This window comes from Candidatus Foliamicus sp. (genome assembly GCF_965221325.1).
GTDB lineage: Bacteria > Pseudomonadota > Gammaproteobacteria > Steroidobacterales > Foliamicaceae > Foliamicus.
Map to the genome: position 1 here is coordinate 2,152,171 of NZ_OZ244880.1, position 13,060 is coordinate 2,165,230.

The following is a 13,060-nucleotide window of genomic DNA, read 5'->3' on the forward strand; positions in this document are numbered from 1 at the left end:
GGATTTCAGAGGAATTGGCGGCCGAGGTCAAGGGCTGACGCTCAAACCGGCGGCCCGGCCAATCGACGACGACGATGATCCAGCGCCGGGAAGCCGGCGCGCAAGCGCTCAAGCTTGTCGAGGGCGATTTCATGGCAGAGCGCGGCATCGCCTTCGCTCTGCTCCTCGACCACCTGGCCCCAAGGCTCCACGAGCATCGAGTACCCATAGGTTTCGCGGCCGCCAGGATGGCTGCCGAACTGCGCCGAAGCAAGCACGTAGCATAGGTTCTCAACTGCGCGCGCACGAATCAGTACGCGCCAGTGCGCTTCGCCGGTGGCGCGCGTAAAGGCGGCAGGCAAAGCAATCATTTCAGCGCCGCGCTCGCTCATGGCGCGAAACAGTTCCGGGAAGCGCAGGTCGTAACAGACGGCGAATCCCAGTCGGCCGAAGGGCGTATCGACCACCACCGGCTCTTGCCCGGGCATGGTGTTGGCTGATTCGCGGTAGGACTCGGCGCGGCCCGGCACCGACACGTCGAACAGGTGCATCTTGTCGTAGCGAGCCACCATCGCGCCGGCGCCATCAAACAGGCAGCAGGCCGAACTTGGTCGCTTGGGGTCGTTCGAGCGCATCGGGATGGTGCCGGCCACGATCCACAATCCGAGACGCTGGGCCTGCTCCGCGGCGAATTCCTGCCAGGGCCCCGAACCGGGCTCCTCGGCATGCGCGGCCCGCTGGCGTTCCGCGTCCCTGGACATAAGGGCGAAATTCTCCGGCAACACAGCCAGGGCAGCACCACGGTCCGCCGCCGAGCGCAGCAGCGAGGCCGCCAGTCTGAGGTTGGCGGCGGGGTCGTCGCCCGAACACATCTGGATTACTGCGACGGTACTCATGGCGTATTGGCTGCGGTTTGCGAGTCCGAGTCCGCGGCGGGCGCGGGGGGCTCCTGCCCCGCTGCGGGGTCCAATGCAGGAAGCGGCGCATCCGTTTCCGGTTCGCCGACTTCCGCAGGTAGCTCTTCTTCCGTCTGGGTCAGAAGGGCATCCCAATCGATATCCGGCATACCGACCAGCTGTTCCTCCAGATAGCGCGCGCAGTCTCCAAACGCCTCCAGGTCAATATCTTCGCGCAGAACCCTGTTCACGTCCGGGTCGTCCCAGCTTCCGCTAACCCGGTAATAGTTCGCGGAAACGGCCTGCAGAGGCTCCCGGAAGGCCTGGGAGAGGAGCAGCATGGTCGCGCCCAGTCCCGTGCCGCCGATAATCACGCCACCCAGCGACAGCAAGTCCGGCAGATTCGGAGATACGACGGCGACCTGATCGTAGCTGCGATCCTGCAAGCCCGTGCGGCCGAAGAGCGCCAGTCCTGCCACGGCTCCCTGCAGACCCATATTGCAGGTATAAGCCTGACCGTCGCGCAGGCTGAAGTCGCCGGCCAGCCGGTCGAATGGCAGCCCCTCTTCGGTTATCTCGCGAAAATCCAGCGCCAACCTCCGCGGCAGCCGGGCAAGGCTCAGCACGCCCAGCATGCGGCCGCCACCCGGATCCAGCGCCGGCACATCGCCGGCCTCCACTTCCAAGCTGACCGTGCCGTTGGCCCGCGTCAGGAAGTCTCCGGCGGGCGGGCCTTCCCAGCTCGCGGAAAGCGCCAAGGTGCCACGATCGCCGGATATCCCGCGGGCGTAGCCGAGTTGCTCCAGCGACGCCGCCACGTCCGAACTCCGCATTTCAATGTCCAGTCGACCCAAGTGCTGCTTGCCGGCTTCGTCGGCCACCAGCCAGGCCGCACTGCCCTCGGAAGAAAACGTCCGCGATTGAGTCTGAAACCAGTTCACGCCCAACCCGCCCGCTGTTTTCTGGTAGCGGGCGCGCACTTCCCCCAAGCGCAGCTTGCCGATTTCGAGATCGTCCACCAGCAGCGTTCCTGCTGGCAAAAGGCGCGGGTCGGCAGCTTCCGGCGGTTGCGGGTCGGGATGCACCAAGCGCAGCCGGTTGATGTCGGCGAGAAGCTGCGCGCTTTCGGCGCCGGAACGTGGCCAGAAAATCCGGCCATCGGCGAACTCCCCCTTGAGCTCAACTTGCCAGCCGTCAATGCGCGGCCGAACCCATAGCCGCTGATCCCTCAACTCGCTGGACATGGCGTAGACCGCGCCGACTCCGAGGTCTATCTCCCACGGCAAGCCAATGGACTCCGTTTCGCCGCCAAACACGCTCGCCCATGCCCCGGGCCGCAACCAATCGAGTTCGCCGTCCACGACAAGGCCTGCGACAGCCGGCAATTGCGGCTGCCTTTCTCCAAAATGCAAGCGACCCTTGTGCACACGCCAACCTTCGCCCTGATCCATGAACTCCGTGACGACGCCGGGCCCCAGCCCGAGGCCCAGACGCCCGGCAAGCCGGGGCGGCTGTTGCGTCCCCCACTGCAAAACCAGCTCCGTGGGTCCGAGCTCGTCCGCCGCCTTGTCCAAGGGATGCGGAAACGCGCTGGAAAATCCATGCAGATCTGTCTGCAAGCGAGCAGTCACGGGACGAACAACCTCGGAATCCGTCGACGGCACCAGCACCTCGGCCGACCAGGCGAAGTCGCCCGACAAACGATCCAGCGCACAGCAATCGAACAGGCTGCGCAAGGTGTTGGCGGAGGCGGCGCCATTCAGCTCCAGCCGATAGCCATAACCCTCCGCTTCCTGTGGCGCCTTGGCCACGCGAATCGCTACGGGTTCGCCAACAAATTGACCCCGAAGGTCTTCGGCCAGCAAGCCATCGCGGCTGACGGTCATCGTCCCCCGCAAACGCGCAACCGGGGGCGTAAATTCGTTGAGGCGGATCCCGGCATCATTCAGAACTGTTTCTGCGTTCATCCACCAGGCCCCGCGGTTGGCGATCGGCAAGCGAAAATCGAAGCGGGTAGCCGCCGCGCCGGAGGTTTCGGCTTGCAGCAGCGCAGGATAAATCCGGTCTGACACCGGAATACGCGACAGGCCTTGCACCAACCGCGGCACCGGGTCGGCGCTGACAGCGCTCACTTCGACGACGGCGCGCGTCAGATCGGCAACTTCCACACTCAGGTCACGCCATCGGACGCCAGCCAGATTGGCCTCCCCGTCAAGAATGACCAGGGCAGGACCATTCAGCACCATTCGGCCGCTCAGATCCCGGGCGTCCGGCCAGTCCTCGTGCAGCGTCAGCACTGCATCCCGGAAATCCATTTCCAGGCGCAGCACGCTGCCGCCGAAGGGGAAAGTGCGAAGCGGGCCACTCAGCAGCAGGTTCCAGCCGGTGCCGCGACCGGCATGCAGCGCCTTGCCGAGCCAACCGAAGGGAAGCCCCGGAGTGTTCTTCCAGGGCAAGGTGCGCAACACGGCGGGAATGTCTTCGATGTTCTCCCCGCTGCCGCTCAGGTCGAGTACCGGAGAGTCATCCCCGGATGGCAGGGAAAGCGAAAACCTGCCGGCCCAGTCCAGACCGTCTGCGCCCAAGCGCAAGTTGTTTCCTTCCAGGAGCCAGGCATCCATGGCCTTGCTCCAACTCAACTCAGCTTGCAACTCCCCTATGCTCGCCGATTCCTCCAGCCACGGCGCCTGAAGGCTGCCACCGTCCGAAATCGCAATACTTGCGCTACCGGACTCGCCCTGGTGCCGCAGGCGGCCGGACAGACCACCCACCTTGAGTCCACGACCAGTCCAGTCCAGGTCCAGTCCGCTGAAGTCCATCTCGACTTCCGGCAGTTCAACGCCCACGCGCGGCCAATTCAGAATCAGGTTGCTGACATCTCCGGCCACCGGCAGCAGAGGCGTGGCAATGCCGGCGCGCGATGCCAGGCCCCGCAGTGGGGACACCACATCTTCAAGTCGCGCGAAGCCGGATTCCAACCGCAGGCCGGTCAACTGGCCCTGGTCGCCAACCGACCAGCGTGCGCTGAGTTCGGTATCCGCCCAGACTTTTCCGGCGCGGGCGATCCGCACGCGCGCGGCGCTCAGAGTGTATTCGCGCCCCTCACGGTGCCACTCGAACTGGCCGGCCACGTTGTCGAAAGCGTGATCAGCCGCGCCTTCGAGTATCTGCAGGCCGGCAATATCCAGTTCGCCGAAGAAGTTATCGACATCGGCGTCCATCAGGTCCATAAAGACGCTGAAATCACCTCTGCCCAGCATAGGCAGCGCGGATGCTTCGGCCACCAGTTCGCGCATCTTCCCAAGATGCACCCCGCGACCTTCCAGGCGCAACCGCCACGCGCCCGAGGGTGCAAGCGCGCGATTCCACTGCCCCAAGTCGATGTCGGCGCCCAAGCCCAGCCATTCGCCGTACTCCTCCGGCAGCACGATGCGACCATCCAGCACAATGCGCCCTTTGGTGATCTTCACCGCAAGCCGCTCCAGCCAAAGGTTCTCGCGCACACCGCGGTCGGATTCCACATACTCGACCCAGATGTCCCGCACCTGGATATCGGCAGGCACAAAAGCCAGCATGCGCGCGGGTCCGCCCGCGTAATACGCCGGGTCGCGTCCCTGGATGGAAAAGGTTCCCGGTCCCCGCCGTTCAAGAGAAAGGCTGGCGCCTGCAATCGACATGCGGTCAAAAGTGAAGCCGCGCCCGGGCAGCAATCTCCAGAGATTCAGTCCAACCATGATCTCGTCCGCCAGCAAGAGCGGGCCGCCGCCTCGCTTGGACATTACACGTACGCCGCGCAGCCGAAACTCCGGACCGGTCAAGCCCCAGGAAGGCTCAATGCGTGCAAACTCGACCGGATAGCCGAAACTCTCGCTGGTCCACTCCGCAATTTCTTCCTGAAATGCGGGCGTAAGCGGCAACAGCACGCGCAAGGCGCCGAGCAGCAGCGCAATGATCAGCAGGCACACGCCCACAAAACCAAGCGTCCAGCGCAAAGTCTTCGTCACTGCGCGCGGCATTTCAGCTAGGGGCTGTTGACGCTATGCGACGCCGCGCTGTCAAACTCCCACAAGTCCTCCAGCTTGTAGAAATCGCGCGTTTCGCGGCGCATCAGATGTATGACAAGGGCGCCGAAGTCTATAAGCACCCAGTCGCACCATTGCAATCCTTCCACCCCCACGACCGGGTGTCCCGCCTTCTTGCCGCGCTCGACCAAGCGGTCGGCCAGCGCCTTTACGTGGCGCGCATTGCGGCCCGTGGCAATCACCATGCAATCGGTCACCGCGGTCTGCGCGCGGACATCAAGCCAGCGCACATCGTCGGCCTGCAACTCCTCCAGCACGCTCTGGGACAACGCCCGCAGCGGGTCGGCGCTCATCTGTCGCCTCCGGCGTACGCGCCCGACTCGCGGATTATCCGGGCCACCGGCGCTGGAATCAGATCGTGGGGCATGCGGCCTGCACGGGCCACCTCCCGCACCCGGCTGGAAGAAACCTCCGCTACCGGTTGCCGGCATAGCATGATGCGGCCTGCCCGGTTTGTCCGCAGTTCCGAAAGCTCGTCAAGGGAACGCGCCTCAAGTTCTTCCTTGAGCGGCGCGGGCAGACTGCCCTCATGGCCGGCGCGCGCGCCCACCAAGACATGCGCAAGACCAAAAAGCTCGCGCCAGTTCCGCCAGCGCGGGAGAGTAAGAAAGGAATCGAATCCCATCATCCAGCAAAGCGCCCGTCCCGGATTACGGCGACGCAATACCCCAAGCGTGTCAACCGTAAAGCGCGGACCCGACGGCTCCAGTTCGCAATCTTCAACCGAAAACTCCGGAAAGTCCGCAATTGCCGCGGCCAGCATGCGGCAGCGCAATGCCGCCGGCGCCACCAGTGCCGGCCGATGCGGCGGCGAGGCGGCAATGACGAAACGTACCTCGGTGAGTTCGGCCGCCTCAGCCAGTTGGCGGGCCAGCGCGAAGTGCCCCTTGTGAACGGGATCGAAGCAGCCCCCCATAAGGCCGAGGGCGACGAATTCGCTCATGGCGTGCCCCCCATGCGGTGCGGTGCAGCCAATGCGAAGACAAGCTGTTCCAACACCGACCAGGGCTCGCCTGTTCTGGCGCCCTTGATTACCTGATCCGCCCTGGCCGATCCCCGCAGCAAACCGCCGATGGAGCGGGCGCCGTGGCGCTTCAGGGCTGCACGGAACTCCGCCTTGCGGCTGGACCAGACGGACAAGGCGCTCATGGCGGAGGGCAAACTGTCACCACGCGAAGTGCGCCAGTGCAAGTCGGCAAGCGTTGTAATGTCGCGCACCAGCACCCAAAGGATCAGCGTCAGTGGCGCCATTTCGCGCTTCAGGCCGGCGAGGATGCGGGCGGTGCGGCGCAAGTCCTGACCCAAGGCTGCGGAACCGAGCTGAAACACGTCGAAGCGGCTGGCATCGGAAATCGCCCGCATCACCGCCTCCGCTCCCAGCGGGCCCCGCTCGTGCGTCAGCGCCAGCTTGTCGATCTGCTGGCGCGCCGAAAGCAGGTTGCCTTCGGTGCGCTCAGCGAGCAGGGCCAAGGCCTTGTCTTCGGCCTCGAATTGCTCGTTTGCGAGACGTTGCCTTATCCAGGCCCGATGCTCGGCCGCCGAAAGAACCGGAGCGTCGATCCAGGCTCCGGCGGTCTCCAGTGCGCGCACCCAGGCACTCTTCCGGGCGCTGCGCTCAAGCCCGGCGGCAATCACGATAATCAGGGTTTCCCTGGAGGGCGCGTCCGCCAATTGTTTTAGCGCCTTGGCGCCCGCGACGCCGGGCTTGCCGCTGGCGAGGCGAACTTCCACCATGCGCTGGCTGGCAAACAGCGACCGGCTGCGTACATCGGCCTCAAGTTCGCGCCAGTTGTAGCGCGCATCGGCTACGTGCAGTGCGCGTTCGGCAAAACCAGCCTTGCGGGCCGCGGCGCGGATCTGGTCCAGCGCTTCGTCGAGCAACAGGGGTTCCGCGCCCGAAAGGAGATAGAGTGGAGCCAAGCCTCTCTCGAGGGCAGCTGGAAGTTCCTTGCAGGTCAGTCGCACTGCTGATCCTGCGCTTGCGTGCGGTCCTGGTCCAAGGCCTGATCAGCAAGCAGCACGGGTATCCCGTCCCGAACCGGATACAGCCAGCGCCCGCAAGCGGACGCCAGTGCTGCTTCCATAGTCTGCTCCACCTTGCAGCCCGAGGCATTTTCGAGCTTGCCGGCGCGAACGGAGTCGTTGAGTTTCTCCAGCGTGGCTGCGCTGGCCGGCGTGAGTTGGCCGCCGGTCCTCGGGCATCGCAATAGCGACAGAAAGCGCTCGTCCAAAGCGATCACCGCGAAGGCGCGCGATCGACTTCCGCATCAGGTTGCGGAATCGGATCCCACCCGGACGGCCCCAACGGATGGCAACGCAGCAGGCGGCGCGCGGACATACCGATTCCACGCAACAGGCCATGGACTTCAATGGCCTCCAACGCATACTGCGAACAGGTAGGCTGAAAGCGGCAGCGAGGCCCCAGATACGGCGAAATGCAGAGCTGATAAGCCCGTATCAACTTGATTGCAATGAATTTCACAAGCGCCGCAGTCTGGTGAGCCATAGAGGTTAGAGACACTTCAAGGCCAGCCCGCGGATCTGGTCCACCATGGAGTGCAAGCCATTGCTCCGTGTTGGACTCAGGTGCCGGTCAAGACCAGCGCCCGCGATGAATTCGGGCCGAGCCTCAGCGATCTCCCGAGGCGGGCGGCCGCTATAGACGCGCATCAGGATGGCTGCCAAACCGGAAACAATCGCGGAGTCGCTGACCGCGCGGAAAAACAGCCGGCCACCTTCCTGCCAGGACTTGAGCCACACTTGCGATTGGCACCCGTGCAGCCGATTGTCCTCAATCCGCCACTCGTCGGGAAATTCCGGCGCGTTGCGACCCATTTCAATGATGTGCTGGTAGCGTTCCATCCAGCTATCGAAGAACTCCAGCTCTTCGAGCACCTCCTCCTGGGCGTCCCGCAGGCTGGCGTGGGACGGCTGATCTATGCTCACAATCGGGTCGGGTTTTCCTGCCCTGCGTATACCTGTTCCGGGTCGAAGACCTTGCCGCCGCCGGTAAATTGCAGTTTCATTTGTCCCTCGCCCGCGTCCAGCGGCACGCGGCGATAAAAGCAGGAGCGGTAACCGACGTGGCAACTCGCACCGCCTGCCACGTCCACGCGCAGCCAGACGCAATCCTGATCGTCGTCGATCAGCAACTCGCGCACTTTCTGGACAAGACCACTGGTGTCTCCCTTGCGCCACAGTTTTTGCCTGCTGCGGCTGTAGTAATGCGCATCGCCCGTGCTTATGGTCAATTTCAGGGCCGTCCTGTTCATATAGGCATGCATCAGGAGTTCCCCGCTGGAGTGGTCCGTGACCACTGCGGGAATCAGACCCTGGTCGTCGAATTTCGGCGCAAGTTCCGAGCCCTCTTCAACCTGCGCTACCGACCGCCGCGGCGCAAACATATCGCTCATGCGCTAATCATAGCGCCGTGTGCGCTTGTTCGGGCAGCTCGCTCGCGCCGCACCTCAGGCCCGGCGCCAGGTGGTCTTGCCATGCGCATCCTCCAGCACCACGCCCAGAGCACCGAGCTGGTCGCGAATCTGATCCGCTGCGGCATAGTCGCCCTGCTCACGGGCCGCGGCGCGCTGCTCAATGCGGGCCTCGATTTCGGCCGCCGACAAAGGCGATGGCTGGCGGCTGGCGCTGGTTTCCTCAGACGCAGCGCCGGGCTCCGCCGATTCGCCCTGAACCGGAACGGTAAACCAATCTTCGGGCTCCGACTGCAACAGTCCCAGCAGTCCGGCACCGGCACGCAACGACGCTGCCGTTGAGGCAGGATCAGCCTTGCCCGACCTGATGTCACGGGCCTCGGCGGCCAGTATGCCAAGCGCGGCGGGGGTGTTGAGGTCGTCCTCCAGCGTGCGAAGCAGCGCCTGCGAGGGATCCGCGTGGACATCTATCCGCACACCATTTTGCGCGCAATCCAGTAGAACCCGGTACATGCGGTCAAGACGCCGCCGACTGGCCGCGAGCAACTCGCTGCTCCATTCCAGCGGATCGCGATAGCGCGCGCTGAGCAGAGCAAGCCGCAGTACCTCGCCACGATGTTCCCGCAGCAGGTCGCGTATGGTCACGAAGTTCCCCGCCGATTTGGCCATTTTCGACCGGCCCATCCGAATCATTCCGTTATGCACCCAGTAACGAGCCAGAGGAGCGCCATGAGCGCAGCAGCTCTGCGCGATTTCGTTCTCATGGTGAGGAAAGATCAGGTCCTGGCCGCCACCGTGAATGTCCAGGGTCTCGCCCAAGTGTTCGCGCGCCATCGCCGAGCACTCCAGGTGCCATCCGGGACGACCTCTTCCCCATGGACTGTCCCAGCCGGGCAGCTCCGGAGGCGACGGCTTCCAGAGAACGAAATCTGCCGGATCCTCCTTGTATGGGGCCACTTCCACTCGCGCCCCTGCAATCTGATCTTCGCGGGAGCGACCGGACAATTGCCCGTATTCGGAATAAGCGCCGACCCGAAACAGGACATGCCCTTCGGCTCGGTAAGCATGCCCCGACTTCAGCAGGCGGCTTACCAGGGCAACCATCTGCGGGATGTGCGCCGTGGCCAGCGGCTGCAGATCCGGCGGCAACACCCCGAGCGCGGCGATATTCTCCCGCCACGTGTCTGCCCAGCGGCGTGCAATCGCGGCGATTTCCACACCTTCCTCGGCCGCGGCCTGGTTGATTTTGTCGTCCACATCGGTGATGTTGCTGGCATAGATCAGCGCATAGCGCCGCCGCAGCAGGCGGGCCAGGACGTCGAACACCACGGCCGGCCGCGCATTGCCGATATGGGCCGGACCATAGACCGTGGGTCCGCAAACATACAGCGTAACCCGCGCCGGGTCGGCGGGAACAAAGGGCTGCAGCTCGCGCCCCAAGGTGTTGTAGAGACGAATCAGGATTGTTCTGCCGTGTCAGGTGCGGGGAGCATGGCCAGGTCGCGAACGATCTGCCAGGCCAGATCCTCGGCCAGCGCATCGCGCAAAACCTCGATTTCCCTTTCCATTCCGAGCACCCGGAATTCGTCCTGCACGCGCGTGTGGCTGGCCTCGCGCTCGCGGTCCTCGATGAGCCGCTGGCTTCCCAGGCGCAGCGAGTACCGGACGCGATAACTGATCTCGGTAACCGTCGGCAGGTTGTTGGCCGAGATCGCCACCAACCTCTCCTCGCTTTGGTCCTCCAGCAAGCGCAGGATGATCACACCTGCGCCGGGTTCGGAGCGCACCTCAACCTGGCCCAGCCGCAATTGCTCCTGCAGCGCGCGCCACAGCGGCGTGGCGCCGTGCGCGCTTTGCAGCCATACCCCGCCGCTCAGCGCAGGAAAGTCGAGTGGTCCCTGAAACTGAAAGCCGCAAGCAGACAGCGCAAGCGCGAGTAGCGCGCCCACTGCGCCCTTGGTCCGCGTCGGCGTCCGGAAGGGCCGTGCATCCTGTCTGAGAGACGGCGTCGACAGCAAGGACATCAGAGCACAAAATTCACGATGCGACCCGGCACGTAAACCTCCCGCCGCACCGGGCCTGCGGACAGATGCGCGGCTACCCGCCCATCCTGGCGCGCCGCCGCCAGAACCGAACCGCGCTCGGCATCGGCAGCCACTCGAATGCTGGCGCGAAGCTTGCCGTTAACCTGCACTGCGATCTCTACCGTATCCTCCTCCAGCCACTTTTCGGCCGCCTTGGGCCAGGCGGCATGCGCGAGCGACTCGCGGTGGCCCAACTGCTCCCACAACTCCTCGGCCAAGTGCGGGGCGAACGGACTGACCAACAGCGTAAGCGGCTGCGCGATTTCGTGCGGCAGGCTTTGCCAACGAGCCGCGGCGTTCACGAACTCCATCAGCGCGGCAATGGCCGTGTTCATCTTCAGCTCCTGGATGTCGGCCGTCACCTTGGCGATTGTGCGATGGAGCAGGCGCAACTGCTCCGGTTCGGCCTTTTCATCGGTCACGCCCCCGTCGATCAGACTCCACAAGCGGCCCAGAAACCGGAACGGCCCCTCCACGCCGCGAGTGCTCCAGGGCTTGGACTTCTCCAGGGGCCCCATGAACATTTCGTAGAGCCGGAATGCATCGGCCCCGTAATGCTTGATCACGTCGTCCGGATTCACTACGTTGCCGCGCGACTTGGACATCTTGTGGGCACGCGACTCCAATACGATCGAGGAGTCGGAAGCCAGTACGAAGTATTCGCCACTCTTGCGCGCCTGATCCTCGTCCAAGGCTACCGGCGTGAGTTCCGCCCCGCTTTCCTGATCCGCATAGGCAGCCGGCTGGGAAGCAGGCACCCGGCGGGCGCGCTGCGCCGAAATGAAGGCGCCTGAGGGGTCCCGATAGGCGGTGAATTCGCGCTCCCCCAGAATCACGCCCTGGTGCACGACCTTGCGGAACGGTTCATCGGCGGATACGAGGCCGGCGTCAAACAGGACCTTGTGCCAAAACCGCGCGTAAAGCAGATGCAGCACAGCATGCTCGGCGCCGCCGATATAGAGATCCACCGGCATCCAGTAGCGCTCCAGTTCGGGGTCCACAAGCCGACTGGGGTTGTGCGGATCGATAAATCGCAGGTAGTACCAGCAGGAGCCGGCCCACTGCGGCATGGTGTTGGTCTCGCGCCGGGCGGGCTGGCCACTGTCCGGGTCGGTGGCGGTCAGCCACTCACCCGCCTTGGCCAGCGGTCCTTCGGGCGAACCGCTGGGGCGAAAATCTTCAAGTTCGGGCAAGGTGAGCGGTAGTTCCGCTTCCGGCAGCGGCCGCGCGACGCCATCGACGAATACCACCGGAAAGGGTTCGCCCCAATAGCGCTGCCGACTGAACAACCAGTCGCGCAAGCGGTAAGCGGTGCGCTGGCGGCCGCGGCCCTTGCGCACAAGCCAATCGATGGCGGCTTGTTTGGCTTCTTCCATCTGCATTCCGTTCAGGAATCCACTGTTGATAGCCGTTCCTTCCCCGGCCCAAGCCCCGTCTTCGTGTCCTTCCGGCGGCTGCACGGTTCGCACAACGGGAAGCGCGTGGGCGGCCGCGAATTCCCAGTCGCGCTGATCCTCGCCCGGCACCCCCATGATGGCGCCGGTGCCGTAGCCCATCAGCACGTAGTCGGCCACCCATACCGGAATCTGCCTGCCCGTGGCCGGATGCACGGCGCGCGCGCCCGTATCGACACCGCTGCGGTCATGCGCATCGGCCGCCCGGCTGCGCTGGCTCTTGCGCGCCGCCTGCCGGCAATAGCGTCGGACCTCGGCACGGCATCCGGAACTGGCGATCTTCTCCGTCAGGGGATGCTCCGGCGACAGGGCCAGAAACGTAGCTCCGAACAGGGTATCGGGCCGGGTGCTGAACACGCTTATGGTTTCGTCCCTGCCGGCCAGCGCGAAATCAATCTCGGCGCCCACCGAGCGGCCTATCCAGTTACGCTGCATTTCCAGCGTCGATTCCGGCCAGTCCAAACCGTCGAGTCCGGCCAGCAAACGTTCGGCGTAGTCAGTGATTTTCAGCATCCACTGGCGCAGCGGGCGCCGTTCACAAGGAAAGCCGCCCACTTCCGAACGCCCCTCCACGACTTCCTCGTTGGCCAGCGTAGTCCCCAGTTCCGGGCACCACCAAACCGGCTGCTCGGACTGGTAGGCCAGGCCGCGCTCATGCAGCTTGAGGAATATCCACTGCGTCCAGCGGTAGTAGCTGGGATCGGCGGTGCTGATTTCCCGCGACCAGTCGTAGGAAAAGCCCAGCGCTTTCAACTGCCGGCGAAACCGATCGATGTTGCGCCGCGTGGTGACCCTGGGGTGGGTATTGGTGCGCACCGCGTATTGCTCGGCGGGCAGACCGAACGCATCCCAACCCATGGGATGCAGCACGTTGTAACCCTGCATGCGCTTGAAGCGGGCCACGATATCGGTTGCCGTATAGCCTTCCGGATGCCCGACGTGCAAGCCGGTTCCGCTGGGATAGGGAAACATGTCGAGGATGTACGCCTTGGGGCGAGAATAGTCGGGCGAGGAGGGCGTTTCGAACACTCCCTCGCGCTCCCAGCGCGCCTGCCACTTTGCCTCGATTGCGGCGAACGGATACGAACTCATAAGTGCAAATTGTACGGGCGGGCCGCCTGGAAAAACGCGCTT

The 13,060-nt window shown here is 64.4% G+C and carries 12 protein-coding genes; all 12 read right to left on the reverse strand.

The window, feature by feature from the left end; genetic code table 11:
- Positions 1-41: 41 nt before the first annotated feature.
- The 12 genes from ACWCOO_RS09225 to leuS all read right to left on the reverse strand — a co-directional run bounded on the left by ACWCOO_RS09225 (position 42) and on the right by leuS (position 13,018).
- On the reverse strand, positions 42-875 hold the full coding sequence (locus tag ACWCOO_RS09225) for a carbon-nitrogen hydrolase family protein (protein ID WP_446830694.1): 834 nt from the start codon (positions 873-875) through the stop codon (positions 42-44).
- Entirely contained in the window at positions 872-4,879 is a 4,008-nt protein-coding gene (locus ACWCOO_RS09230) for a YhdP family phospholipid transporter (RefSeq protein ID WP_446830695.1), read from the reverse strand. The genes ACWCOO_RS09225 and ACWCOO_RS09230 overlap by 4 nt, the downstream gene beginning before the upstream one ends.
- Positions 4,880-4,896: 17 nt before the next feature.
- Entirely contained in the window at positions 4,897-5,250 is a 354-nt protein-coding gene (rsfS, locus tag ACWCOO_RS09235; protein ID WP_446830696.1) for a ribosome silencing factor, read from the reverse strand.
- On the reverse strand, positions 5,247-5,900 hold the full coding sequence (gene nadD, locus ACWCOO_RS09240) for a nicotinate-nucleotide adenylyltransferase (protein ID WP_446830697.1): 654 nt from the start codon (positions 5,898-5,900) through the stop codon (positions 5,247-5,249). The genes rsfS and nadD overlap by 4 nt, the downstream gene beginning before the upstream one ends.
- Positions 5,897-6,877 (reverse strand): DNA polymerase III subunit delta, encoded by a 981-nt coding sequence (gene holA, locus ACWCOO_RS09245; protein WP_446830698.1) that lies wholly within the window; start codon positions 6,875-6,877, stop codon positions 5,897-5,899. The genes nadD and holA overlap by 4 nt, the downstream gene beginning before the upstream one ends.
- Before the next feature lie 35 nt (positions 6,878-6,912).
- Positions 6,913-7,197: a Trm112 family protein gene (locus tag ACWCOO_RS09250; protein ID WP_446830699.1), complete on the reverse strand. Its 285-nt coding sequence runs from the start codon at positions 7,195-7,197 to the stop codon at positions 6,913-6,915.
- A complete protein-coding gene (gene yidD, locus ACWCOO_RS09255; RefSeq protein WP_446830700.1) occupies positions 7,194-7,463 on the reverse strand; it encodes a membrane protein insertion efficiency factor YidD in 270 nt (89 codons plus the stop codon). Before yidD ends, ACWCOO_RS09250 begins: the two co-directional genes overlap by 4 nt.
- Before the next feature lie 5 nt (positions 7,464-7,468).
- A complete protein-coding gene (locus tag ACWCOO_RS09260) occupies positions 7,469-7,903 on the reverse strand; it encodes a SufE family protein (protein WP_446830701.1) in 435 nt (144 codons plus the stop codon).
- Positions 7,900-8,370: a phosphoribosyl-AMP cyclohydrolase gene (gene hisI / locus ACWCOO_RS09265; protein WP_446830702.1), complete on the reverse strand. Its 471-nt coding sequence runs from the start codon at positions 8,368-8,370 to the stop codon at positions 7,900-7,902. The genes ACWCOO_RS09260 and hisI overlap by 4 nt, the downstream gene beginning before the upstream one ends.
- A gap of 54 nt (positions 8,371-8,424) precedes the next feature.
- Positions 8,425-9,852, reverse strand: a complete 1,428-nt coding sequence (gene cysS / locus ACWCOO_RS09270; protein WP_446832035.1) for a cysteine--tRNA ligase — start codon at positions 9,850-9,852, stop codon at positions 8,425-8,427.
- Positions 9,846-10,337, reverse strand: coding sequence for an LPS-assembly lipoprotein LptE (locus ACWCOO_RS09275; RefSeq protein ID WP_446830703.1), 492 nt, complete (start codon positions 10,335-10,337; stop codon positions 9,846-9,848). Before ACWCOO_RS09275 ends, cysS begins: the two co-directional genes overlap by 7 nt.
- A gap of 74 nt (positions 10,338-10,411) precedes the next feature.
- A complete protein-coding gene (gene leuS / locus ACWCOO_RS09280) occupies positions 10,412-13,018 on the reverse strand; it encodes a leucine--tRNA ligase (protein WP_446830704.1) in 2,607 nt (868 codons plus the stop codon).
- Positions 13,019-13,060 lie beyond the last annotated feature (42 nt).